General features: G+C 56.5%; 24 protein-coding genes. 18 read left to right on the top strand and 6 right to left on the bottom strand.

The features are described 5' to 3' along the window. Window positions 1–239: 239 nt before the first annotated feature. Window positions 240–1,439, bottom strand: a complete 1,200-nt coding sequence (gene tyrS, locus CXF87_RS04605; protein WP_101145672.1) for a tyrosine--tRNA ligase — start codon at window positions 1,437–1,439, stop codon at window positions 240–242. Between the two features lie 145 nt (window positions 1,440–1,584). Between tyrS and CXF87_RS04610 the strand changes: the two genes are divergently transcribed. Beyond that, complete coding sequence (locus tag CXF87_RS04610; RefSeq protein WP_101145673.1) at window positions 1,585–2,724, top strand: anhydro-N-acetylmuramic acid kinase; 1,140 nt, start codon at window positions 1,585–1,587, stop codon at window positions 2,722–2,724. A 21-nt stretch (window positions 2,725–2,745) separates the two neighbouring features. On the opposite strand, the gene CXF87_RS04615 is transcribed toward CXF87_RS04610, so the two are convergent. After that, the gene (locus CXF87_RS04615) at window positions 2,746–3,921 is read right to left on the bottom strand and encodes a PilT/PilU family type 4a pilus ATPase (RefSeq protein ID WP_101145674.1); all 1,176 of its coding nucleotides are present in this window, start codon (window positions 3,919–3,921) and stop codon (window positions 2,746–2,748) included. After that, window positions 3,914–4,957 carry a type IV pilus twitching motility protein PilT gene (locus tag CXF87_RS04620; protein WP_101145675.1) on the bottom strand — a complete coding sequence of 348 codons (1,044 nt, stop codon included), beginning with the start codon at window positions 4,955–4,957 and terminating at the stop codon, window positions 3,914–3,916. Before CXF87_RS04620 ends, CXF87_RS04615 begins: the two co-directional genes overlap by 8 nt. Window positions 4,958–4,989: 32 nt before the next feature. On the opposite strand from CXF87_RS04620, the gene CXF87_RS04625 reads away from it, so the two are divergent. The 6 genes from CXF87_RS04625 (at window position 4,990) to CXF87_RS04650 (ending at window position 9,583) form a co-directional block, all read left to right on the top strand. Next, on the top strand, window positions 4,990–5,706 hold the full coding sequence (locus CXF87_RS04625; RefSeq protein ID WP_101145676.1) for a YggS family pyridoxal phosphate-dependent enzyme: 717 nt from the start codon (window positions 4,990–4,992) through the stop codon (window positions 5,704–5,706). A gap of 54 nt (window positions 5,707–5,760) precedes the next feature. Next, complete coding sequence (gene proC, locus CXF87_RS04630) at window positions 5,761–6,585, top strand: pyrroline-5-carboxylate reductase (protein WP_101145677.1); 825 nt, start codon at window positions 5,761–5,763, stop codon at window positions 6,583–6,585. 56 nt (window positions 6,586–6,641) lie between these two features. Continuing rightward, complete coding sequence (locus CXF87_RS04635) at window positions 6,642–7,223, top strand: YggT family protein (RefSeq protein WP_101145678.1); 582 nt, start codon at window positions 6,642–6,644, stop codon at window positions 7,221–7,223. A gap of 69 nt (window positions 7,224–7,292) precedes the next feature. Beyond that, window positions 7,293–8,489: a homoserine O-succinyltransferase MetX gene (gene metX / locus CXF87_RS04640; RefSeq protein ID WP_101145679.1), complete on the top strand. Its 1,197-nt coding sequence runs from the start codon at window positions 7,293–7,295 to the stop codon at window positions 8,487–8,489. Then, on the top strand, window positions 8,489–9,082 hold the full coding sequence (gene metW / locus CXF87_RS04645) for a methionine biosynthesis protein MetW (RefSeq protein WP_101145727.1): 594 nt from the start codon (window positions 8,489–8,491) through the stop codon (window positions 9,080–9,082). Before metX ends, metW begins: the two co-directional genes overlap by 1 nt. Before the next feature lie 39 nt (window positions 9,083–9,121). Beyond that, window positions 9,122–9,583 (top strand): DUF4426 domain-containing protein, encoded by a 462-nt coding sequence (locus CXF87_RS04650; protein WP_101145680.1) that lies wholly within the window; start codon window positions 9,122–9,124, stop codon window positions 9,581–9,583. Here the strand turns inward: CXF87_RS04650 and sfsA are convergent. Next, window positions 9,555–10,307, bottom strand: a complete 753-nt coding sequence (gene sfsA, locus CXF87_RS04655) for a DNA/RNA nuclease SfsA (protein WP_198556005.1) — start codon at window positions 10,305–10,307, stop codon at window positions 9,555–9,557. The two genes, CXF87_RS04650 and sfsA, sit on opposite strands and share 29 nt — an antisense overlap. Further along, complete coding sequence (locus tag CXF87_RS04660) at window positions 10,307–11,467, bottom strand: aminotransferase class I/II-fold pyridoxal phosphate-dependent enzyme (protein WP_101145682.1); 1,161 nt, start codon at window positions 11,465–11,467, stop codon at window positions 10,307–10,309. Before CXF87_RS04660 ends, sfsA begins: the two co-directional genes overlap by 1 nt. 215 nt (window positions 11,468–11,682) lie before the next feature. Between CXF87_RS04660 and dksA the strand changes: the two genes are divergently transcribed. The 11 genes from dksA (at window position 11,683) to CXF87_RS04710 (ending at window position 24,055) form a co-directional block, all read left to right on the top strand. After that, window positions 11,683–12,120 (top strand): RNA polymerase-binding protein DksA, encoded by a 438-nt coding sequence (dksA, locus tag CXF87_RS04665; RefSeq protein ID WP_008958813.1) that lies wholly within the window; start codon window positions 11,683–11,685, stop codon window positions 12,118–12,120. A 99-nt stretch (window positions 12,121–12,219) separates the two neighbouring features. Beyond that, entirely contained in the window at window positions 12,220–13,131 is a 912-nt protein-coding gene (gene gluQRS / locus CXF87_RS04670) for a tRNA glutamyl-Q(34) synthetase GluQRS (RefSeq protein WP_101145728.1), read from the top strand. A 1-nt stretch (window position 13,132) separates the two neighbouring features. Next, window positions 13,133–13,309, top strand: a complete 177-nt coding sequence (locus tag CXF87_RS21730; protein ID WP_198556006.1) for a hypothetical protein — start codon at window positions 13,133–13,135, stop codon at window positions 13,307–13,309. Window position 13,310: 1 nt separating this feature from the next. Further along, the gene (locus tag CXF87_RS04675) at window positions 13,311–16,259 is read left to right on the top strand and encodes an ATP-binding protein (RefSeq protein WP_101145729.1); all 2,949 of its coding nucleotides are present in this window, start codon (window positions 13,311–13,313) and stop codon (window positions 16,257–16,259) included. Next, a complete protein-coding gene (locus CXF87_RS04680; protein ID WP_101145683.1) occupies window positions 16,237–17,625 on the top strand; it encodes a sigma-54-dependent transcriptional regulator in 1,389 nt (462 codons plus the stop codon). The genes CXF87_RS04675 and CXF87_RS04680 overlap by 23 nt, the downstream gene beginning before the upstream one ends. Before the next feature lie 874 nt (window positions 17,626–18,499). After that, on the top strand, window positions 18,500–19,882 hold the full coding sequence (pcnB, locus tag CXF87_RS04685) for a polynucleotide adenylyltransferase PcnB (RefSeq protein WP_101145684.1): 1,383 nt from the start codon (window positions 18,500–18,502) through the stop codon (window positions 19,880–19,882). 11 nt (window positions 19,883–19,893) lie between these two features. Next, window positions 19,894–20,388, top strand: coding sequence for a 2-amino-4-hydroxy-6-hydroxymethyldihydropteridine diphosphokinase (gene folK, locus CXF87_RS04690; protein WP_101145685.1), 495 nt, complete (start codon window positions 19,894–19,896; stop codon window positions 20,386–20,388). 153 nt (window positions 20,389–20,541) lie between these two features. After that, window positions 20,542–21,333, top strand: a complete 792-nt coding sequence (gene panB, locus CXF87_RS04695) for a 3-methyl-2-oxobutanoate hydroxymethyltransferase (protein ID WP_101145686.1) — start codon at window positions 20,542–20,544, stop codon at window positions 21,331–21,333. A 56-nt stretch (window positions 21,334–21,389) separates the two neighbouring features. Then, window positions 21,390–22,262, top strand: coding sequence for a pantoate--beta-alanine ligase (gene panC, locus CXF87_RS04700; protein ID WP_101145687.1), 873 nt, complete (start codon window positions 21,390–21,392; stop codon window positions 22,260–22,262). A gap of 28 nt (window positions 22,263–22,290) precedes the next feature. After that, entirely contained in the window at window positions 22,291–22,671 is a 381-nt protein-coding gene (gene panD, locus CXF87_RS04705; protein ID WP_101145688.1) for an aspartate 1-decarboxylase, read from the top strand. A 205-nt stretch (window positions 22,672–22,876) separates the two neighbouring features. Further along, a complete protein-coding gene (locus CXF87_RS04710) occupies window positions 22,877–24,055 on the top strand; it encodes an acetyl-CoA C-acetyltransferase (RefSeq protein ID WP_101145689.1) in 1,179 nt (392 codons plus the stop codon). 70 nt (window positions 24,056–24,125) lie between these two features. Here the strand turns inward: CXF87_RS04710 and CXF87_RS04715 are convergent, their stop codons facing one another. Further along, the gene (locus tag CXF87_RS04715; protein WP_101145690.1) at window positions 24,126–25,295 is read right to left on the bottom strand and encodes an MFS transporter; all 1,170 of its coding nucleotides are present in this window, start codon (window positions 25,293–25,295) and stop codon (window positions 24,126–24,128) included. Window positions 25,296–25,321: the final 26 nt, after the last annotated feature.

Below are 25,321 nucleotides of genomic sequence, written 5' to 3' on the forward strand. Positions count from 1 at the left end.
GCCGTTGAACTGGCTTGCCGCAGCGAGGAAGGCGTATTCTACGCACTTCCTGGTGGTTGTCAACCGCTGTGTTTAGCGACTGAAGCGAGCGATAAAAAATGCGCTAACTTCCTGACAAACCAAGGCTTTTACACCTCATTCACCGCTGGCAACGCTAGGCGTCCCCGGCAGCGGATGCGTACTATACGATCTCACTGACGGGTTGGCAATGGGGTTGTTGAAAAATAAGCACAGAAAGTTCAAATAAGTGTCACACGTGCGTAACGTTTCTTACCCGCCTGAATCACATAGCTCTTACCTGTTGCCAGCATGGTGTCTTTGGCAACGACGTCGCCGTCGACTTTAACCCGGCCATTACCCAGCATATCTTTGGCTTGGGCGCTGTTGTTCGCAAGCTCTGCTCTATTAAGCACTGCCGCAATGGGCGCTTGCTCACTGCCTTCGAAATCGACCGTGACTTCCGGCAGATCTTCTGGGAGTTCGCCATCAGCCAGCTGATTACCCGCAGACTTGTGCGCATTGGCTGCTGCTTCATCGCCGTGGTAACGGACAATCAGCTCTCGCGCCAGCTCCATTTTGATATCCCGCGGGTTCGCGCCCTGCTCAACGCTCTGCTTAAGCGCGTCGATCTCTTCGTTCGATTTCAAAGAGAGCAACTCAAAGTAGCGCCACATTAAGCTATCCGGCATGGAGACCAGTTTGTTGAACATCGAACCCGGCGCTTCATCGACACCAATGTAGTTGCCCAAGGACTTCGACATCTTCTGTACGCCGTCTAACCCTTCCAGCAGCGGCATGGTAATGACCACCTGGGGTTCCTGGCCGAAGTGCTTTTGAATTTCGCGCCCCATTAGCAGGTTGAACTTCTGGTCGGTGCCGCCCAGCTCCACGTCCGCCTCAAGTGCTACCGAGTCGTAGCCTTGTACCAGCGGGTAGAGAAATTCGTGAATAGCAATGGACTGATTGGCTTTATAGCGCTTTTCAAAGTCGTCCCGTTCCAGCATACGGGCAACGGTGCTTTGGGCGGCTAACTCGATCATTTTGGCGGCGGTGAGCTCGCTAAACCACTCGGCGTTAAAACGTACCTCGGTCTTTTCAGGATCGAGGATTTTAAACACCTGCTCTTTGTAAGTTTCGGCGTTGGCTTTCACGTCCTCTTCGGTGAGCGGTTTGCGCGTCACGTTCTTACCGGTGGGGTCACCAATACGACCGGTGAAATCGCCGATCAAAAAGATAACCGTGTGGCCTAAGTCTTGAAACTGGCGCATTTTGGTTAATAACACGCTGTGTCCCAGGTGCAGGTCAGGGGCCGTGGGATCAAAACCCGCTTTAATACGCAGTTTGCGGCCGGAGGCCAGCTTCTTTTTTAACTCATCCTCTACCAGGATTTCATGCGTACCGCGCGATAACAGCGCTAAAGCCTGATCCACCTCACTCATTGCCTCTCTCCACTATAACGAACCGCCCATACCGGGCTCAGGTGATAAATAACCGACGATGTTACCATGCTCGCTCGCCTTGGTTGAGCCTTGGTTTAGCGCTGACCCTGGTTTAGCCTCAGCCCCGCTTTGTACGAGTTTGCTTATGAAAACGCCTAACGCTTCGCCGCTTTACTATATTGGCCTGATGTCCGGCACTAGTCTGGACGGTATTGATGCGGCACTTATCGCTATTGAAAATGAATCGCCGCCGCGCCTATTGGCCACCCATGCCGAACCCATGCCAGATGAGCTACATCGCCGGCTGCTCACGCTGTGCCATGCAGAACAGGTGAGCTTTGCCCAGCTCGCAGCAGCGGAGCACGCGTTTTGCCAATGCCAAGCCCGCGCCGTACAACGCCTATTAGCCCCCCTTTCAGTGAGCGTAGAACAAATCAGCGCCATCGGTAGCCACGGCCAAACCATTGAACACGCCCCCACAGGCCACGACGGCGGCCCGAGCTATACCTTACAGCTGGACAACCCCAGCCTGTTGGCGGAACTCACAAGCTGCACGGTAGTAGCCGACTTCCGACGCCGCGACCTTGCTGCAGGGGGCCAGGCCGCCCCACTGGCACCGGCCTTTCATCAGGCGCTGTTTGGACGAGCAGATGCGCATCAATTAGTGCTTAACCTGGGCGGCTTTGCCAACCTCACCTGGCTTTCTAGCCAGCCGACCGATCCAGTGATCGGTTTTGATACCGGGCCCGCAAATGTGTTGCTGGATGGCTGGTTTGCCCTGCACCAGGGGGGCCGCTTTGATCAGAACGGAGATTGGGCCGCGAGCGGAGAAGTAGATCAGGCGCTGTTAGCTCGATTGTTATCCGAGCCGTTTTTCCAGCAGCCGCCGCCCAGAAGTACGGGACGAGAGCTATTTCATATGGATTGGCTACAAAAATATCTTAGCGGTCAGGAAGCCGCCGCCGACGTGCAGGCGACGTTAGCTGAACTTACGGCGGTCAGTGTCGCCCAGGGGATTGAACAACTGCGGACCGACGACGGCCCGCTCACGCTGATCACCGCTGGCGGCGGTGCTCACAACGGCTACTTAATGCAGCGCCTTGCCCATCACCTGCCTCGCGCCACGCTGACTTCGCCATCAGCGTATGGCTGGCCTGAAGACTGGATAGAAGCCGGCGCCTTTGCCTGGCTGGCTCATCAGCGATTGAATCATCTGCCTGGCAACTTGCCTTCGGTCACCGGTGCGCAGGGCCTGCGGGTGCTGGGTGGTATTTATGCTGCATAGTTTTTGCTGCGTTGCTAACACTTAGTAATCATCGCCATCGCGTAGGCTTAAATGACTCGGCACCTGCTCATCCAGCGAGAGGTTACGCGCTCTGGCGTCACTGACGTTGAGCAGCATGCGCAGGTCGTTAGCCGAGTCGGCATGGGCCATGGCCACCTCTCTGCTGATATGCCCCGCCTGATGCAGGTCATGCAGCGCCTGATCAAAGGTTTGCATGCCAGCATCGCGGGACTTGGCCATCGCTGCTTTAATCTCGGCGACTTCCCCTTTACGGATCAAGTCGGCAATGCGCGGCGACTGCAGCATGATCTCAATGGCTGCACGGCGCCCACCCGCAAGCGTGGGCAGCAGTTGCTGAGCAACGACCGCACGCAGATTCAACGAAAGATCCATCCATATCTGCTCATGGCGTTCATGAGGGAAGAAGTGAATGATGCGCTCTAGCGCCTGATTGGCGTTATTGGCATGTAGGGTGGCTAAACAGAGGTGGCCGGTTTCGGCGAAGGTGAGCGCGTGCTCCATGGTTTCCAGGGTGCGGATTTCACCAATCAGAATCACATCCGGCGCCTGACGCAGGGTATTTTTAAGCGCCACCTCAAACGACTCGGTATCAATCCCCACTTCCCGCTGATTCACAATCGCACGCTTGTGCGGGTGCAGGTACTCAATGGGGTCTTCGATGCTGATGATATGACCGCCGACGGTTTCGTTGCGCTGCTGAATCATCGCCGCCAGAGTCGTTGATTTGCCGGTTCCCGTACCGCCTACCACCAGTACCAGCCCGCGTTTGGCCTGAGCTAATTCAGCCAACTGCTCCGGCACGCCTAGCGCCTCCAGGCGAGGAATTTCAATCGCGATGCTGCGTACCACCATCGCCATCTGGTTGCGCTGCTGAAACGCGCTGACCCGAAAACGCCCTTTGCCCTCGCGACTCAGCGCGAAGTTCGCTTCATGCTCACTGGCAAACCGTTCGCGCAACCCTTCCGGCAGCGTGTGGGTGACCAGTTCGTTGACCTGATGGGCAGTTAAACGCTGCTGACCCAACGGCACCAGCCCATCAGGCATTTTCAGGCTTGGCGGCGCACCCACGGAGATGAGTAAATCGGAAGCGTTCTGCTCGACCATAATATCGAGTAGTTGATGCAGCCACTGGGTGGGCGAAAGTTGGGCATCTGGCACTCTATGCTCCTTATTCATCCTTCATCGACAGCGTTCCCTTCGCACTCAGCTGCGCCTCTTCCAAACTTACCACGCCCTCTTTCACTAACCGAGAAAGCGCGGCATCCAGGGTTTGCATGCCCAGGCTGCCGCCGGTTTGAATGGACGAATACATCTGCGCCACTTTGTCTTCGCGAATCAAGTTGCGTACTGCCGAAGTGGCGATGAGGATTTCATGCGCCGCCACACGTCCGCCTCCCTGGCGTTTAAGCAGTGATTGCGACACCACCGCCTGGAGCGATTCGGACAGCATCGAACGCACCATGGCTTTCTCTTCGCCGGGAAAGACATCAATGATGCGGTCAACGGTTTTAGCTGCCGACGTGGTGTGTAGCGTGCCCAGTACCAAGTGCCCCGTCTCGGCAGCGGTCAGTGCCAGGCGGATAGTTTCAAGATCACGCAGCTCACCGACTAGAATGACATCCGGGTCTTCACGCAGCGCGCTACGCAGCGCATCGGCAAAGCTATGGGTATCGCGGTGCACTTCGCGTTGATTAATCAAACAGCGCTTGCTGGCGTGAACAAACTCAACGGGATCTTCAATGGTGAGAATGTGCTCGTAACGATGATCGTTAATGTAATCGATCATCGCGGCCAGGGTGGTGCTTTTGCCCGAGCCCGTTGGCCCCGTCACCAGCACCAAGCCCCGCGGCAACATCGCCAAACGCTCAAATACTTCACCTAGCCCCAGGGTTTGCATGGAGAGTACTTGGTTGGGAATGGTGCGAAACACCGCTCCCGCCCCGCGCGCTTGAGTGAAAGCATTCACGCGAAAGCGCGCAACCCCCGGCACTTCAAAGGAAAAATCAATTTCCAGATGCTCTTCGTAGTCGCGCCGCTGTCGATCATTCATGATGTCGTAGATCAATTTGCGCACATCGTTATTATCGATAGCGGGCACATTGAGCCGACGAATGTCGCCATCAACACGTATCATGGGCGGCAAACCGGCCGAAAGGTGCAAGTCAGAGGCATTCTGCTTTGCCGAGAATGCTAGCAGTTCGGTAATATCCATCTCTCTTCCCAGCTGCGGTAAGGTGCTTGAGTATGACAGACATCGCGCTTAACGAGTCACTCGGCTCTTCATACGATCAGGCGCGTGAACGCCTGCGTAACGCATTAGTAGCCGCGGGACGCGCTCAAGATGCGGCCAGGTTGCTAGCGGTCAGCAAGACCAAGCCTGCGGCAATGATTCGCCAAGTTTGGCAGTTAGGCCAGCGTGAATTTGGTGAAAACTATTTGCAAGAAGCGCTAGAGAAGCAGGCTGAGCTTGCTGATCTTGACGACATTGTATGGCATTTCATTGGGCCGCTGCAGTCCAACAAGTCCCGCGCGGTCGCCGAGCACTTTGATTGGGTGCACAGCGTTGATCGTCTAAAAATTGCTAAGCGCCTCAGCGAACAGCGACCCACGCACCTAGCGCCACTGAATATCTGCCTGCAGGTTAATATCAGCCGCGAAGAGAGCAAAGCCGGTGTGCTGCCGGAAGAGCTAGAGGAGTTGGCCAAAGAAGTCGCCACACTGCCCAACCTGCACTTGCGCGGCTTAATGGCGATTCCCGCCCCGGCGCAAGGCGTAGATGCTCAGCGCCAGCCATTGGCAGCGCTGCGCGAGGCGTTAGCCTCCCTACAGAGCAGCTTGCCGAATGCCCCTCTTGATACACTTTCAATGGGCATGAGCGACGATTTAGAAGCGGCGGTACTGGAAGGTGCCACGCTGGTAAGGTTAGGCACCGCGATTTTCGGCGCTCGCCAATCGGCCTAGGCGTTCAGTCGCCTACCTTTACACTGAACATATTTTTACTTAAGGACACCTGGTATGGCGAATAAAATTACCTTCATTGGGGCTGGCAATATGGCCAGCGCCATTATCGGCGGCCTCATCGACAGCGGCGTCGCGCCTTCTACTATTACCGCCACCGCGCCGAATGACAGTGAACTGGCATCGATTAAACAACGCTTGGGCATCAATACCGACACCGACAACAATGCGGCGGTGGCTGAGGCCGATGTGGTGGTACTGGCGGTGAAGCCGCAAATCATGCGCACCGTATGCGAAGCGCTGCGCGACAGCGTTCAGCGCCAGCGGCCATTGGTTATCTCGATTGCTGCTGGCCTGGATGCCAGCACTATCGACCAGTGGCTAGGCGGCCAAAATGCCATGGTACGCTGCATGCCCAATACGCCTTCGCTGGTTGGCTACGGCGCCAGCGGCCTCTACGCCAATCCGAAAGTAAGCGATGAGCAGCGCGATGTGGCCACCCAGCTAATGGAAGCGGTCGGCATTGTCGAATGGGTGGAAGAGGAAGCCCTGTTAGATGCGGTGACCGCCGTTTCCGGCAGTGCCCCGGCCTATTTCTTTCTGATGTTTGAAGCCATGGAAGAAGCCGCGGTTAAACTCGGCCTGCCTGCCGCCACCGCGCGTCGCCTCGCTATTCAAACCGCACTGGGTGCCGCTACGATGGCGCAACAGAGTGATAAAGACCCGGCCACGCTGAAACAGAATGTAATGTCGCCGGGCGGCACCACTGAACGTGCCATTCAACACATGGAAGAGGCACAATTGCGCACCACGATTGCCGACGCCATGCAGGCATGTGCTGATCGCGCCCAGGCAATGGCCAAAGAATTGAGCGGCAAATAATACAGCCATTCGGCTAGCGCAGCCGTTAAGCTACGAATCATCAAGGAGACACACTAATGGGCAATGCAGGGTTAATGCTGATCAATACGCTGATAAATATTTATCTATTTTTACTCATGCTGCGCTTCCTGCTGCAGGCCTCGCGGGCGGATTACTACAACCCGTTAAGTCAGTCGGTGGTCAAAATCACCCAGCCGGTAGTAGGGCTATTTCAAGGCTTTTTAGGCCCCGTTGCGGGACGTTTTGATCTTGCTACCTTAGCGGCAGGCTTTGTATTGAAAGTGGCAAGCATCATCGCTATCAGTATGGTGGCTTATTCTGTCATGCCGCCCATTGCCGGGCTGCTGATTGCCGGTGTAGCGGCGTTGGCGAATGCTATTTTAAAAATCTACTTCTTCGCCCTAATTGTGATGATTATTTTGAGCTGGGTGGCGCCGAATGCCAGCCACCCTGGTGCGCTGCTCGTTATGCAGTTGGTGGAGCCGATTATGGCCCCGGTGCGCAAAGTGATCCCGTCGCTGGGCATGATCGACCTCTCGCCAATCGTGGTGTTTATCGCCATTAACCTGATTGATGGCTTGGTGGTCGGAGCTTTGATTCGCGCGTCAGGCTTTCCCAAGGCATTAATCGGATTTTAATGGCGATTGCCAACCCCGTATTCCAAGATCTAATTCAGTCGCACTCTTTCAGCAGGACTAGCGCCTTCAATGCCTGATTCAGACACTCTTGCCTTTGCAGACCGGCCGACGACATCCGTCGGCCTCGTCACTCCGCACGTAGCACGCTTCGACACGCCCCTCGCACTTGCGTGTGGCAAAGTACTGCCTGCCTATGAGCTGATTTACGAAACTTACGGCACGCTGAACGCTGAGCGTAGCAACGCCGTGCTGATTTGCCACGCACTTTCCGGCCACCACCACGCGGCGGGCTACCATAGCGAGGACGATCGCAAGCCCGGCTGGTGGGATGCCCATATTGGCCCCGGCAAAGCGATCGATACCAATCGCTTTTTTGTGGTCTCGCTGAATAACCTGGGCGGCTGCCACGGCAGCACCGGGCCGGTCAGTCACAACCCCGAGACCGGTCGCCAGTGGGGGCCGGAATTCCCCATGGTGACAGTGAGCGATTGGGTAGCCAGCCAAGCGCGGCTTGCCGACCAACTGGGCATTGAGCGCTGGGCTGCAGCCGTCGGTGGCAGCCTTGGTGGCATGCAAGTCATGCAGTGGACCATGACTTATCCAGAGCGGGTCGCCAATGCAGTGGTGATTGCCGCAACGCCACGGCTCTCGGCACAGAATATTGCCTTTAACGAAGTGGCTCGCCAAGCGATTCGCTCAGATCCAGAGTTTTTTGATGGCTGGTACGCTGAGCACGACACCGTCCCCAAACGAGGGCTTAAGCTGGCGCGCATGGTAGGCCATATCACCTATCTGTCAGAAGACGCCATGGGTAGCAAGTTTGGCCGCGACCTGCGCAGCGACGACCTTAATTTTGGCTTCGATGTGGAGTTTCAAGTGGAGTCCTATCTGCGTTATCAGGGCGACACATTTTCCACCGCTTTTGATGCCAACACCTACCTGCTGATGACCAAAGCACTGGACTACTTTGACCCAGCGGCCACTCAGGGCGGCGACCTTGCCCAGGCGCTGGCGCCAGCCCAGTGTCCATTTTTGATTGTTAGCTTTACCACCGACTGGCGCTTTCCACCCTCACGCTCGCGAGAGCTGGTCGATGCCCTCACCCGTGCAGGCAAGTCGGTGAGCTACGCCAACATTGAGTCGCCCCACGGGCACGATGCTTTCTTACTCTCAGAGCCACGCTACGACGCTATCGTCAGCGCCTTTATGAACCGCGCAGCCCGCGAGCTCAATCTACCTGAAACGGGCCCAGAGGAGACGCCATGATGCGCGCCGATCTTGAACTGATTTATGACTGGGTGCCTAAAGGGGCGCACGTGCTCGATCTTGCCTGCGGCGATGGGGAACTGTTGGAGTCCCTGGCACGCAATAAAGGCGTGACAGGCTATGGCCTGGAGATCGACCATGACGGTATTAATGCCTGCGTGGAACGTGGTGTGAGTGTGATTGAGCATAACCTGGACGACGGCTTAAGCAGCTTTTGCGACAACAGCTATGATCAAGTGATCATGACTCAGGCACTACAGGCGCTGCGCCGCCCCGATAAGATGCTGGATGAAATGCTACGGGTCGCCGAAGAGGGCATTATCACCTTCCCCAACTTCGCCTACTGGCGCCACCGTGTTCATTTAGGTCTGCGCGGCTATATGCCGGTCTCCAAGTCGCTGCCTCACGCCTGGTACGACACGCCCAACATCCACCTGTCGACATTCAATGACTTTGAGCATCTATGCCGTGAGAAGGGTCTGATGATTGTTGATCGCGCGGTGGGCGTCGGGGATCATCAAGGCCACTGGAAATCACGCTTATGGCCCAATCTGTTTGGTGAAATTGCCATTTTCCGCGTTCGCCGACGTTAGATTCTCATGGCGTTTAAACGTAACCCAAGGAGCCACGACATGTTCCGCAGATTAATGATCAGTGCCGCGCTTGTCGGCACGCTCTTCGCCACTCTTTTTGCCACGACGGCTGCCTACGCGGAACAGTTCGCCCGGGTGGGCGACTACGAGATTCACTACAGCGCGGTGAACAGCAGCTTTTTGACGCCTGAAGTAGCGCAAGCGAACAACCTCCAGCGCAGCGTCAACCGCGGTTTGGTCAATGTTAGCGTGCGTGAGCGCCAGGAGGATGGCAGTACTCGCGCCGTCAATGCCAGCGTTCAGGGTCACGTGAGCGGCTTAACCGGGGTTCAGGAATCCCTCAGCTTTCGCACCGTTCATGACGGCGATGCCACCTACCATCTGGCGCCTTTCACAATGCGTGAAGATGAAAGCATGCGCTTCGAGTTAAGCGTGCGCTACGACCGCAACGCCGCCCCCGAACCGGTGAACTTTATTCAGCGTTTTTATATTGATCGCTAAACCGCACCAGTAGTTGGCGGGTTAACCCTACGCCAGTGGGGCGCCCCTGCTCTCGCTCCACGACAATTCCATAGGCCAGCACTTCCACACCGCTGGCCGCGGCCTCCGACAGAGCCGCTGCGTACGTCGCATCAATATGCGCAGCGGCGGCGACGTCAGCAATGCCTTCGTGGGCAACACAAAACAGTAGCACTGCCCGTTCACCCTGCTCCGCCAGTAACCGCAGCGAATGCAGATGCTTGGTGCCGCGCACGCTTACCGAGTCCGGAAAGTAGCCGTGGCCATCCTCCTCTTTCAGGGTGACCTGCTTCACCTCAATATACGCCCGCCCCCGTTCTGGATCATCCAGTCTAAAATCGAGGCGGGCACCGGCTACTTTCACTTCCCGGCGCAAGGTGGCATAGCCTGCTAACGGCGCCAAAGCCCCCGCCTCCAGCGCCGCTTCAACAATGCGATTGGCCCGGCCGGTATGCACCGAGGCGAACGCCACCTGCCCATCAGCTTGCGGGAGTTCGATAAACTCCCAGGTCCAGGCCAACTTGCGCTTAGGGTTATCGCTAGGTGACAGCCACACTCGGCATCCTGGCACGTTCACTGCTTTCATCGAACCGGTATTGGGGCAGTGCGCAACCACCTCGCGGCCATCATCTAACAAAACATCGGCAAGAAATCGTTTATAGCGCTTGAGCAGTATGCCCGATACAAGCGCTGGATAGCCCAGCATCACAACCTGCCCACAAAGCGGGCAATCCGCGCCACTGCCTCTTCCAGGCGGGCCACATCATTGGTGAAGGCAATGCGCACATGGTGTTCGCCACCACGCACGGCAAAATCAATACCGGGGGTAATCGCCACGTTCTCTTCCAGCAGCAGGCGCTCACAGAAGGATTGGCTATCGCGGCTGTAGCGGGAGATATCCAGCCATAAATAGAACGCCCCTTGGGGCGGTAGATCCGGCGCCAGCCCTAAGCTCGCCAAGCCTCTCAATAGCACCTGACGGCGCTCTTTCAGAGTTTCACGGCGCTGTTCGAGAATCCCACGGCATTCCGGCGTAAAGGCTGCCAGCGCGGCATGCTGCGACGGCGTTGGCGCGGCAAGGAACATATTCTGCGCCAGTCGAGTTAATGGCTCTACCGCATGCTTGGGCGCCACCAGCCAGCCCAGGCGCCAGCCGGTCATGCCGAAATACTTTGAGAAGCTATTCACCACAAAAGCACTGTCTGAGAGCGACGTCGCCGAGAGCGGCGCATCGTCGTAGTTAAGGCCCTGATAAATCTCATCGACGATCACCTCGCCTTCGCGCTCGGCGACGGCCGCCAGAACTGCCGAAAGCTGTGGCGCGCTCAACGTATGGCCGGTGGGATTAGAGGGCGATGCCAGCATCGCCAGGCTCGTCTTCTCACGCCAATGCTGCGCCACCAAGGCTGCATCCAATTGCCAGCCACTATCACGCCCCACGGATACCGCATCGATTTCAGCGCCAGCTAACGCCATAAAGTGACGGTTGCAGGGGTAGTTAGGGTCGGCCATCAGCACCCGCGAGCCCGTTTCAACCAATAGCTGGCTCGCCAGCAGCAGTGCGCCTGATGCACCTGGCGTTACCAAAATACGCGCTGGATCTACCGTGGCGTTAAAGTGCTCAGCATAGTGCCCAGCAATTGCTTCACGCAGTGCGGGTAACCCTGCCGCGGGGGTATAACGAGTATGACCACTGGCCAGCGCCTGCTGCCCGGCGGCTATAATCGGCTCTGGGGTAGCAAAATCCGGCTCACCGACTTCTAAATGAATCACATCGTGGCCGACGGCTTCCCGCGCCTGGGCCATTTCCAGCAAATGCATGACCCGAAAAGGGGCAACGTGATCGACACGTGAATTCCAGGCCATAACGGCTCCTTCATCTAATCATTTTTGAAACTGAACAAATATTGAAAAGCTAACTAAAACATGGCGCTAGTCATATTCAAGATCAAACAATCGTAGAAAGCTCACCATTATGCTTGCAAACCAGCAATTTTTCAGCTAAACAAGCATCCCTTTGGCGTGAGATCGTGACATACGCTCATGGTCGATCAGTAGTCACATATGTAAGGGGCAGTCCCATGCCAGTAGCAGAAAAGAAAACGGAAGCGTCCAAGTCCTTCACCCCGTATGAGCCAGCGCCGGGTGAAGAGTATATGAACGAGCAGCAGCTAGCGCACTTCCGTCAGCTGCTGCTGGATTGGAAACAGGATCTCATGGAAGAGGTGGATCGTACCGTACGCCACCTGCAGGAAGATGCGAATAACTACGCCGACCCCGCCGACCGCGCTACCCAGGAAGAGGGCTTTAGCCTGGAACTGCGCACCCGGGATCGCGAGCGTAAGCTGCTCAAGAAAATTAACGAGACGTTGGATAACATCGATGATGACGATTACGGTTTCTGCGAAGCCTGCGGCGTTGAAATCGGCATCCGTCGTTTAGAAGCTCGCCCCACCGCTACGCTCTGTGTGGATTGCAAAACCTTGGCAGAACTGAAAGAAAAACAGCTTGGCGGCTGAGCACTAAAAGAACGTTCTATTCGAACGCGGGCACCTTAGGGTGCCCGTTTTTGTTAATGACTTTTTTGCATGACGAAAGCTTCCTACAACGACGCTACTATGAAAAATTCTGCTCGCTATCGTGGTCGCTTTGCGCCTACGCCCTCTGGCCCGCTGCACTTTGGCTCACTGGTCGCCGCCCTAGGCAGCTATCTAGATGCCCGCGCGTCCGATGGGCAGTGGCTGGTGCGTATTGAAGATATTGACCCACCCCGATGCCCTGAAGGTGCGGCGAGCACCATTTTGCGCCAGCTGGAAACCTTTGGTCTGGAGTGGGACGAGGAGGTCATGTGGCAGCACACCCGTGGCGATGCTTATCAACACGCTTTAGATCGACTGATACAGCTAGATCTTGCCTACCCTTGCAGTTGTTCGCGTAAGCAGTGGCAGGCGTTTGATATCTACCCTGGCTGGTGCCGCAATGGCGTTTGCGATGCGAAGAAACCGGTGGCCTGGCGGCTGCGCAGCGACCTTGGCGAGCGCCCTATCCTTTGGCAAGACCGGCTGTTCGGCGAACAGCAGTTTGACCCCGCTGAACTGGGCGATGTGGTATTAAAGCGTAAAGATGGCCTATGGGCATATCAGCTCGCCGTCGTAGTGGATGACGCCGAGCAGCAGATTACCGATGTGGTACGCGGGCTCGATTTGCTCGACAACACCCCTTGGCAGCGCCAACTACAGAACGCGCTTCAACTGCCGCAGCCGCGCTACCTACACTTACCGCTCATCGTCACTGCTGAAGGACAAAAGCTCTCAAAGCAAAACCTGGCCCCGGCCCTGGCAGAAGACGAGCAGGAAGTGCGCCAGCAGCTCTTTCAAGCGTTGGAAGCGCTTGATCAAACACCACCCCAGGAACTTGCCTCCGAGCCCCCGGCGACTCAGTTACACTGGGCGGTAGCAAACTGGTCATTGGCACGGCTACGGCCTACGGCACACCGCCTAACTCCCTCTTTACGTTCAGCAGGAGATTGATATGTATGTCTATCGCATCATGCTGTTTTTGGTGTTTGGCGGCTACCTGCTCTCGCCACTGCTGATGAATGGCTGGAGTGACCCTGACTCTGCCTGGTACCGGCCATTTGCGATATGGGGCGGCTTGATTGCGTTAACGCTCTGGCTGGAGCAGAAGAGGAAGCTTGATGAACGTTGAGATGCACGTTGAGATAGTCGGCGTCTTATTGCTTGGGCTGGGCTATCTGGCGCTGCTGTTTGGCTGCGGTTTTGCGGTAGAGCGTGGCTGGGTGCCAGTGCATATTACTCGCCACCCCATTGTTTACACCCTTGCCCTGGGCGTTTATGCCAGTGCCTGGGCAATCTACGGCAGCGTGGAGATGGCTGCCAACGCGGGTTTTGGCTACCTTGCCTACTACCTGGGCGCGGCGGGTGCTTTTTTGCTGGCGCCCGTACTGCTGGTGCCGATCCAGCGCATCACCCGTACCTATCAATTAACGTCGCTGGCAGACCTGTTTGCCTTTCGCTTTCGCTCGCGGTGGGCGGGCACGCTGGTCACTCTTGTTAGTCTACTGGCGGTGCTGCCGCTACTGGGTATTCAAGTAAAAACCCTGAGCGAAGCCGTCAATATCATTACCGCTAGCCAAGCGGGCAGCAGCGTGGCCCTGCTTTTTTGCGCGGTTATTGCTGCCTTTGCGGTCATTTTCGGTGCCCGCCGTAGCCAGTCTCATGGGCGCCACGACACGCTGCTTAGCGCCATTGCGTTTGAATCTATCGTCAAGCTGCTGACCATGCTAGGACTCGGAGCGGTGGCACTATGGGTGGTGTTTGACGGCCCGGGTGATCTTCAGCTGTGGTTGGAAGGCCCCGGCGCAGCACTGCAACAGCAGACCCCTAAGTTTGACCCCGCCCAATGGCGTACCCTGCTGCTGCTGTTCTTCGCCGCTGCGTTTATGATGCCGCACCTGTTTCATATCAGCTTTGCGGAAAGCCTGTCGCGGCATACTTTGCTCCAAGCAAGTTGGGCGCTGCCGCTTTTTTTACTGCTAATGGCGCTGCCTGTGCCAGTGATCTGGTGGGCCGCTCAGTCAGTTAATCCTGACATACCCATCGCTGCCTATGCCGCTTACCTGATGACCGAACACTGGTGGGTGGGCGCGCTGGCATTTATCGGCGGACTAGCCGCTGCCAGTGGCACCATGATTATGATTGCGCTGGCGCTCTCCGGCATGGTGTTGAATCACATTGTGCTGGTGGCAAGACCGCCTGAAGCACGTAGTGACCTCTATGGTTGGCTACTATGGCTGCGACGTGGCTTAGTCGTTGCGGTGATTATCGGTGGCTGGCTGTTTTATCAGTGGGTAGGCCGCTACCACGGCTTAATTGGCCTGGGACTGGCGGCCTTTGTAGGCATGGCCCAGTGTCTGCCCGGCATGCTAGCGCTACTTTATTGGCCTGGCGCTAACCGTAAAGGCATGATTGTTGGCTTGGTCGCAGGCGTCAGTATCTGGCTGTGGGGGTTATGGCTGCCGCTTATACTTTCACTGCCTCCGCCAGTGCTGCTCTTCACGCCGTTCACGGCTGCCGATGCGCCACTGTGGTACAACGTCACGCTGGTATCGCTCGCCGTCAATATTTTGCTGCTGATTGTGATCTCGCTATTTACGCGTATCTCCGAAGGAGAACAATCCGCCGCGGAGGCGTGCTCGGTTGACGCGGTGATCCGCTCCAAACGCTTCCCATTAGAAGCCGCCACCGCTAGCGACTTTTCCACCCACTTAGCCCAAGCACTTGGCGATGAAGCCGCCAGCCGTGAAGTCGCCCGCGCCTTGAAAGCGCTCAACTTAACCCCTCAAGAGCGCCGCCCCTACGCGCTGCGTCGTTTACGCGACCGCATTCAGGCCAACCTCTCGGGCCTAATGGGGCCCTCGGTAGCGCGAGACATCGTCGACCGTTATCTGCCCTACCGTCACGACGACACTCCGGAAACCGATGACATTCACTTTGTCGAAAGCCGCCTGGAAGCCTACCGCTCGCGGCTGACAGGGTTAGCCCGCGAACTCGACGGCTTGCGCCGCCATCACCGCCAAACCCTGGCCTATTTACCGGTGGGGCTGTGCGTATTGGGCGATGATGATGAGCTGTTGATGTGGAACCAGGCGCTCTCGCAACTTTCAGGTATTAGCGGTGAAAGCGTGATCGGCTCACGCCGCGACAGCCTACCCGCACCGTGGCCAAGTTTGCTGGGCAGCGTGCTTGAGACAACATCAACGCCACTCTACAAACAGGCTGTCACGCTACACGGCAAGGACTACTTTCTGACCCTGCACAAAGCCATTCTCAGCGGCCACGACAGCCGTGGCGGTAGTGTGATTCTGATTGAAGACCATACCGAGATGAAGTGGCTGGAAGATGAGCTGGTGCATGCGGCGCGGCTCGCCTCAATCGGCCAATTGGCCGCCGGGGTCGCCCATGAAATCGGTAACCCCATTACCGGCATCTCGTCCTTGGCTCAGAACCTACGCTACGACACCGATGACCCCGCCCTGCTGGAAACAGCCGATCAGATCCAACAACTGACCCAACGTGTGACCAAAATCGTCAACTCACTGGTCGGCTTTGCACACGGCGGGCGCCAGGCGGTCCCGCTTCCTGCCTCGCCTGTGGCGCTTTCATCGATTAGTGAAGATGCGTTGCACTTGATCCACCTCGCCCGCTCGGGAGAGGATGTTACTTTAACCAATGATACGCCCGACGACTTGGTGGTTCGCGGCGATGCTCAGCGATTAACCCAGGTCATGGTCAATCTACTCAGCAACGCCCGGGATGCCTGTGGCCAAGGCGGGCAAGTGCACATTGACGCCGGGTGCGATGACCAGCTCGCCTGGTGGCGGATTACGGACAACGGCCAGGGGATTGATCCTCGGGTGCGCGATCACTTATTTGAGCCCTTTACTACCACTAAGCCAGCTGGCGAAGGCACCGGCCTGGGTCTTTCGTTGGCTTATCAAATTATCAATGAGCATCAGGGTAAAATAGACGTGGCCTCGCCACCGCCCGGACAGCCTCGCGGCACTGCCATTACGTTATGGCTGCCGCTTTACCAACAGGATAATCAGCCAGCTCATGCCAAGGATTCTGATTGTTGAAGATGAAGCGATTATTCGCAGCGCGCTAAAGCGACTACTGGAACGCCACGACTATACGGTCAGCGAAGCAGGCAGTGCTGAGGAGGCCTGCCAGCTTGAACTCACAGGGTTTGATCTCATCATCAGCGACTTGCGCTTACCGGGCGAGCCAGGCACTTCCTTGATTGCTGCTGCGGCGCCCGTGCCAGTACTGATCATGACCAGCTACGCCAGCATGCGCTCTGCAGTGGAGGCGCTCAAACTGGGCGCCGTGGACTACGTTGCTAAGCCGTTTGACCACGCCGAGCTACTGGAAACCGTTGAGCGGATCCTGCACAAGCAGTCAAACCAGCAGAGTCCGCCGCCGGATATCACTGACGCAGGTGGTGGACGACAAACCATGATCGGCAACTGCGTTGCCATGCAGCAGGTTTACACCCGCATTCGTAAAACCGCACCAGCGGATGTCACCGTCTTGATCCTAGGCGAGTCGGGCACCGGCAAAGAGCTCGTGGCACGTGCTATTCACCAACAAAGCAAGCGGGCCAAAGCGCCGCTCATCAGCGTGAACTGTGCGGCGATTCCCGAAACGCTGATTGAATCCGAACTGTTTGGGCACGAAAAAGGCGCCTTTACCGGCGCCAGCGCGGCGCGCACCGGCTTGGTGGAAGCCGCCGATGGCGGCACACTGTTCCTTGATGAGATTGGCGAGCTACCGCTGGATGCTCAGGCGCGTCTGTTACGCGTGCTGCAAGAGGGTGAAATCCGTAAAATTGGCTCGGTAGAAACCCGCCACGTTAACGTCCGCTTGATTGCCGCTACCCACCGGGACCTGCGCGCACTGTCAAAAACCGGCGAGTTCCGCCTCGACCTTTACTACCGCTTGAACGTGATGCAAATCGAGCTGCCGCCGCTACGTGAGCGTGAAGATGACGTGCTGGAGATCGCCGATATTCTGCTCGATAAGGCGTGTAAGCGTCACGAACGCACAGGGCTGCGCCTATCCCGTGCAGCCCGCCAAGACCTGCGTGATTACCCATGGCCGGGCAATGTACGAGAGCTGGAGAACGCCCTGGAACGTGGGGTGATTCTTGCGGAAGGACACTTGATACACCCGGATGACTTGGGCCTGGCGCCCATTACGGCTCGCCCTCATGCGCCATCCACTAACGCCTCGGCTACCGGTGGCAGCCCAGACAAAATTACTGAAGAGAATGAAGATGACCTCTCCTTAGAGGATTATTTTCAGCATTTTGTGCTCGAACATCAGGATCAAATGAGTGAAACCGAGCTGGCCCAAAAACTTGGTATCAGCCGGAAAAACCTTTGGGAACGGCGCCAGCGGCTTGGTATACCGCGTAAAAAAACCGCTCGTCGCCCAGGCTAAAGGCTTAGGTAACGGCTTCAATCATCCACCTAAGACTATCGTCTAATACACTGATTTAAATAAGAAATTATCCATTCGCGGCGACGCCGGTACTGTTACCTTCCCACACAACAACATGCACAAACGACCGCAAAAGGGGTAACACTTCTCGAGCTGCAAAGTTCCTCTTTATTATAAAAAACGCCAACCTTTTGAAATTTATAATTTATCCATTAGATGGCACACCGCCTGCAGTATTACTGGGTAAGAAAAACAAACTGGGCATAGCGGTAGGTCACCAACAAAAACAACACGACCTCGCCCTAACCTGAGCCAAAACAAAAACAACAGGGCCAGGTAGAGATAAAGGTACTAACAAGAACAATAGGCTTGAATCTCATTACTTGCTGGCGCAAGCAACACAGGCGCTGACAACAACAATAATGTAGTAAGTATCCCGAAAGGACGCGACGTACACAACAATTTGCATCCTAACAACAACAAAAGCAGTCAGTGTGTACACCCCGGCGCCAATAATAATTCCCCGGGGGGAGAATAGTTCGCGGTTGGATTATTGTTTTGAATACGAGGCGGTCGGAACTATCGTGATCCTTACGCCTACCGACTGCGGTGCGTATTCAGGGCGATGTGCCATCATGAAGAAAAACAGCAGCATGGACGCTGATTAATTGCTTAATAGGGGAGGCTCTCTTAGCCTCCCTTTTCCGTGTCTGAGTCTTGAGTTTACACACGTTAGCGTCAAGTGCTTTGCAAGCCACTCTTTGCAAGCCATCAAGGGTCGGCTACACTCAGCCACTAATTATTTATGTTCAGTACTCGCTTGAAGTACTTACTAATGGCTATCTTTTCGTACCCTGCGAGTTGAAATTATCGCATGTTTAAAGGATTTACCCGTTTACTACACAGCCCGGGGGAGCAATTGAAAACCTTGCTCGATCCCCAAGAGAGTGCCACCACCGTCCTCTCTCCACGTAATATCCCACGCTCCGAGCACCCTGTTTCTCGCCAGCATATTAGTGATGCCGCGTTAAAAGTGCTCTACCGCCTTAGCGGCGCAGGGTTCGATGCCTATTTGGTGGGCGGCTGCATTCGTGACGCGCTGCTGGGCAAGATGCCCAAGGATTTCGACGTTGCGACAAATGCCACTCCCGAGCAGGTTCGCGATTTATTTCGCAACTCGCGTCTGATCGGCCGCCGTTTTCGGATTGTCCACGTGCGCTTTGGCCGTGAGGTTATTGAGGTCACCACCTTTCGTGGCAAACCCCAAGACGAGCATGGCGATCATATTGCCCACCAGTCCGATGAAGGGTTACTGCTGCGCGACAACGTATGGGGCAACATCGAAGAGGACGCACTGCGGCGCGACTTCACCGTTAACGCGCTCTACTACAATATCGCTGACTTCAGCATTACCGATTTTGCCAATGGTGCCCGGGATATCGAAACCCGCACCCTGCGCTTGATTGGCGACCCGGCGACGCGTTACCGCGAAGACCCGGTACGGATGCTACGCGCGGTGCGCTTTGCGGCTAAGCTCGATTTCACGCTAGACCCCGCCACCGAAGCGCCAATGTACGATCAGGCGCCGCTGCTGCTGCAAATTCCCCCGGCGCGGTTATTCGATGAAGTGCTCAAGCTGTTTATGTCGGGTCATGGCTTAGTCACGTTTCGTCTACTCAGCCACTACGGCCTGTTTGGCATGCTGTTCCCCGAAGCCGAAGAAGCCATGGCTGATGCCGCCTGGGCTGAAGAATTGATTGAGCAAGCGCTGACCAACACCGATAAGCGCATTGCCGAAGAGCGCCCCGTCACCCCGGCCTTCCTGCTGGCAGCATTCTTGTGGGCACCGGTCAAACAGCGCCAGGAAGTGCTGGAGCAAGAGGGCATGCCGCCGATACCCGCGCTTCAAGCAGCCTCTCAACAGGTGGTGTCCCGCCAGTTAGAGTTCACGTCGATACCTAAGCGCTTTGGTATTCCCATGCGGGAAATCTGGGAGTTACAGCAGCGACTGCCCCAGCGACGCGGTAAAAAAGCCTTTCAAACCCGTGAGCACCCACGCTTCCGAGCGGGCTACGACCTGCTCCTGTTGCGCGAACAGGCGGGTGAAATTCCGCGCGGTTTAGGCGACTGGTGGACCGCGTTTCAGCGTGGTGATGAACACGAACAGCGTCGCTTGCTGCAAAAAGTCGGCGGCGATCCGGCGAGTCAAGGTGATGGCCGGCGCAAACGGCGGCGTAAACCGCGGGCATCTGAGTAGCGAGATTGCGCGTGGGCACCTCTCCTCAACTCGCCTATATTGGCCTCGGCAGCAATCTTGAGTCGCCTGTAGAGCAGCTTCGCGCAGCGCTTAAAGAGCTTGACACGCTGCCGCTGAGCCGTCTGGTGGCGGCGTCATCACTGTATGCCAGCCGCCCCGTGGGGCCACAAGACCAGCCGGACTTTGTCAATGCCGTGACAGCGCTGGAAACACACCTTTCGCCACTGGCCTTGCTTGACCAGCTGCAGGCGCTGGAACAACAGCATCGCCGCCGCCGCCAGCGGCATTGGGGGCCCCGCACGCTTGACCTTGACCTGCTGCTCTACGCCAACAACGCTATCAACATGCCACGCCTACAAGTACCCCACCCGCAAATGACCGCCCGCGCCTTTGTACTGCTACCGCTCGCAGAGATCGCGCCCTCACTCAACCTTCTCCAACAGCCGTTATCAGCATGGCTTAAAGGCGTTGAAGACCAAAGCTTGGAACGACTCTCCGACGCCTAGCGTGCACTCAATGCTACCATCTGACACATATCTCGACACCGACACCCCATTCAGGTAACAATTGCCGGTTACGCCACTTCGCGCATGCAGGGATGCAGCGTCAATAATGGCCGCTGCCTATGTCGCAGTGGCCTTGTATAAAGAGAGCACGCCATGAAAACCGTCACTCTAAGCACGCTGCAGGCCTACAAGCAGGCTGGCGAGACGTTCAGTTGCCTGACCGCTTACGATGCTTCCTTTGCCCACGCGGCAAGCCAGGCAGGCATTGATGTACTGCTGGTCGGTGATTCGCTAGGCATGGTATTACAAGGCCATAACAGCACCTTACCTGTCACTATTGAGGACATCGTTTACCACACTCGCTGTGCAGCGCGCGGTAAAGGCCACAGCCTGTTGATGGTTGATTTGCCGTTTATGAGCAACGCCACTACTGAGCGTCTGCTGGAAGATGCAGCCGCCGTCATGCGTGCGGGTGCGGAATTGGTCAAACTGGAAGGCGAAGCCTGGATGGCCGATGGCATTCGTAAACTGACTCGCCGCGGCGTACCGGTCTGCGCCCATCTTGGCTTAACCCCACAAACCGTGCACCAGCTAGGTGGCTATAAAGTGCAGGGCCGCGATGCCGCTCATGCCGAGCGGATCATTAATGATGCCAAAGTCCTCGTTGAGGCGGGTGCCTCCGTTATTCTGCTTGAGTGCGTTCCCGCCAGCCTGGGCAAAGCGGTCACCGAAGCGCTGGATGTTCCTGTCATCGGTATTGGTGCAGGGCCCGATACCGACGGTCAGATCCTGGTGATGCACGATGTACTCGGTGTTACCCATGGCCGCACACCGCGCTTCGTGAAAAACTTTATGGTTGACGCTGACAGTATTCAAACAGCCTTCCAGCATTACCACGAAGCGGTCAAATCGCGCACGTTCCCGGCCCCAGAGCACTGTTTTTAAATACTGTTTTTAAATACCGTTCTTGAAGATCGCTTTTAGAAGAAGACATCTTGACTATGCGCACTTTGCGAGACATTGATCAGCTACGCAGTACGTTGCAGGAATACCGTCAGCGCGGCCAGCGCATTGCCCTGGTGCCTACGATGGGCAACCTGCATGCGGGGCATTTAGCGCTGGTGGCCTGCGCGCGCCAGCACGCCGATATCGTGGTCTCAAGCCTGTTTGTCAACCCGATGCAGTTCGGCCCAGGGGAAGATTTAGACGGCTATCCGCGGACCTTTAACGCCGACCAGGCGCAGTTGGTTGAGGCTGGCTGTGACGTGCTGTTTGCACCTGCGGTGAGCTCACTTTATCCAAACGGCTTGGATGCTCAAACCCGTGTTCATGTACCCGTCGTCGGCGAGGGGTTGTGCGGTGGCTCGCGTCCCGGCCACTTCGACGGGGTTTCTACCGTCGTCAGCATGCTGTTCAACCTCGTCCAGCCAGACATTGCCTGCTTCGGCGAAAAGGATTACCAACAGCTTGCCGTCATTCGCAAGCTGGTGCGGGATCTGCACATGCCCATCGAGATTATCGGTGTGCCGATCGTGCGTGCCGAGGATGGCTTGGCGCTGTCATCGCGAAATGGTTATTTAAGCAGCGAGGAGCGTGCGAAAGCGCCCGCGCTATATCGCACGCTGTGTACGCTACGCGATAGCCTTGAACACGGCGCGGCTATCGAAACAGCCCTTAAGCAAGGCAAAACCGCGCTCTATGAAGCGGGCTTTACGCCGGACTATCTGGAACTACGTGAGACCACGCTCGCGCCAGTGAGTCCCACCACTCGCCAAGCGATACTGCTGGCCGCCGCCAAGCTAGGCCCAGCGCGATTGATCGACAACGTGACGGTACAACTCCCAGGCAGCACTACCAGCTCTGCCAGCCAATAAACTAACAACCGGTCATAGAGGAACTCCCATGCATACCATTATGCTCAAAGCCAAACTGCACATGGCACGCGTTACTCATGCAGTGCTCAATTACGAAGGCTCCTGTGCCATCGATGGCGATCTGCTGGATATGGCGGGTATTCGCGAAAACGAGCAGATTCAGATTTATAACGTCGAAAACGGCGAGCGTTTTACCACATATGCTATCCGCGGTGAGGAAGGCTCTCGGCTGATCTCGATCAATGGCGCCGCTGCTCACCTCGCCGCCCCTGGCCATCGCATTATTATCTGCAGCTACGCCCACTACACTGAAGCCGAATTGGAAAAGCATCAGCCCGCGCTGGTGTATCTCCAGGAAGGCAACCACGTCAGCCACACCAGTAATATTATTCCGGTGCAGTTAGCGTAGAGGTAGAACACTTCACACTTTTCTAAAACGGGCCATTTTGTGGCCCGTTTTAATTTGCTTATAAAAGCGTATTGCCGCAATGCACACCCTTCCCCTATGCTGAAGAGACGGCTGACAGAGCACGTCTAAAAGAGTACGGCTGACAGAGTACGCCAACTGGGCATCTGGAATCAGACTGCCTGCTTTTAACTCCAGGAGTCATCTTATGAAAGAAGTAGTCATTGTTGCGGCACGCCGCACCGCTGTTGGTGCCTTTGGTGGTTCACTGGCTGGCATCCCGGCAAGTGACCTTGGCGCTTTAGTCATTAAAGATATCCTCTCATCAACCGGTGTAGCCCCCGACCAAGTTGATGAAGTACTGCTAGGCCAGGTGTTGACCGCAGGCGTCGGCCAAAACCCAGCTCGCCAAGCATCGATCAAAGGCGGCCTACCGGCCTCGGTACCCGCCATGACCATCAACAAAGTATGTGGCTCGGGTCTGAAAGCGATTCACCTCGCCACGCAGGCAATTCGCTGCGGCGATGCCGACCTGATTCTGGCTGGCGGCCAGGAAAATATGTCAGCGTCTCCCCACGTCCTACCCAATTCCCGCAATGGTCAGCGTATGGGCGATTGGAAAGCCATCGATACCATGGTGCATGACGGCCTGTGGGACGCGTTCAACGACTACCACATGGGCATTACCGCTGAGAACTTAGCCGAGAAGTACGGTATTACCCGCGAAGAGATGGATAAATTTGCTGCTCAATCTCAGCAGAACGCTGCGAACGCTATTAAAGAGGGCAAATTCAAAAGCCAAATCGTGCCGGTAGAAATTCCTCAGCGTAAAGGCGACCCAATCGTCTTTGATACCGACGAAAACCCGCGCGAAGTCACCGTCGAAAAACTGGCGGGCATGAAGCCAGCGTTTAAAAAAGATGGCACCGTTACGGCAGGTAACGCCTCTTCATTAAACGATGGTGCGGCCGTGGTGATGATTTGCTCCGCTGAAAAAGCTAAAGAACTTGGCCTGGAGCCGCTAGCGCGTATTGCCGCTTACGCCAACGCCGCTGTTGACCCGGCTATTATGGGGATCGGTCCTGCGCCTGCTACTCGCCGCTGTCTAGAGAAAGCTGGCTGGAGCTTGGATGATCTAGATTTAGCAGAAGCCAACGAAGCGTTTGCAGCACAAGCGTTATCCGTCAATAAAGAGCTTGGCTGGGATGTCAGCAAGGTGAACGTTAATGGCGGCGCCATCGCCCTTGGCCACCCGATTGGCGCTTCCGGTTGCCGCGTACTGGTATCACTGCTGCACGAAATGATTGCTCGTGATGCTAAAAAAGGCCTCGCGACGCTGTGTATCGGCGGCGGCCAGGGTGTCGCACTGGCCATTGAGCGTTCTTAATAAACGTCTTCGGTTAACCAATCACCTATGCCCCCGTTACGGCGGGGGCATTTTTTTGGCTTGTAGTTGATCAGCGTGACTTTTCACCGACCACTCTGGCAGGTGTGCTCAGCACCAATAGTGCCCCCAGCAGGAATAGCCCCGAAGCCGCCCACATGGCAATGGGTAAGCTAGTACCATCGACAATACGCCCACCCAGCATGGCCCCGAGACCAATAGACATATTGAAAGTGAAGGCCATCAAAGCCGTGGCGGCCTCGGTATTCGGCGCGGTGCGTAAAATCCAGGTCTGGATGCTGACCGAGACGCTGCCAAATACCGCCCCCCACGCCATCAACAACATAACGCCGCTGCTCGGCTGCACACCCAGCACGGGGAACACAGCCACAACAAGCAGCAACAGGCTGGGAATCGCCAGCACGGCGCGGTAAGGGTGACGACCGGCAAACATGCCTGCCGCAATATTGCCCACAATGCCTGCCGCCCCATAAAGCAATAGCAAGCTCCCCACATGCCGTTGGGAAATACCGCTGATCTCTTGCAGAATGGGGCTAATAAAGGTGTAGGCGGCAAAGTGGCCAACCACCACAAAGCCCGTGGTTAACACCGCTATCCGCACACCGCGATTGCTGAATTGCTGCGCCAATACCCGCAGGCGCACCGGTTCCCTTGGTGGTAATGGCGGCAGCCAGCACCACAGCGCAATCGCCGTTAGTAGGCTAAAAACGCCCAACGTGCCAAAGGCGACGCGCCAGTTACTAAGGTCCCCCAGCAGCGTGCCTAGTGGCACCCCCAGCACGGAGGCTGCCGCCACGCCACCAAAGATCATCGTCATTGCTTTTGGCACCTGCGCTTCAGGCACTAGGCGCGGGGCAATACTGCCGGCAACGGCCCAAAACCCACCAATACTAAGCCCCACCAACACCCGAGCGGCAAGCAGCAGTATGAAACTGCTCGCCAGGGCCGACAACACACTCCCGGCGACCATGACGATCATCAATACCGTGAGCATGATGCGCCTATCCAAGCGCCCCACCGCGACCGGTAACAGCGGGGCTGAAAAGGCAGCGACGACGCCAGGTACGGTGACCATCAAGCCCGCCATACCTGGCGTAACACCCATTGAAGCGGCCACTTGAGAGAGCAGCCCAATCGGCAACTGTTCAGCGGTCACCAATAAAAAAATGCCGATCATTACGGCCACCACCGCCCACCAGTGTGGCGCTTGTTCCTGCTCCATTTACTGCTCCCTAACGCTCTCTAAGT

Origin of the sequence: Halomonas sp. MES3-P3E (assembly GCF_002836035.1) — a bacterium.
Classification (GTDB): Bacteria; Pseudomonadota; Gammaproteobacteria; order Pseudomonadales; family Halomonadaceae; genus Vreelandella; species Vreelandella arctica.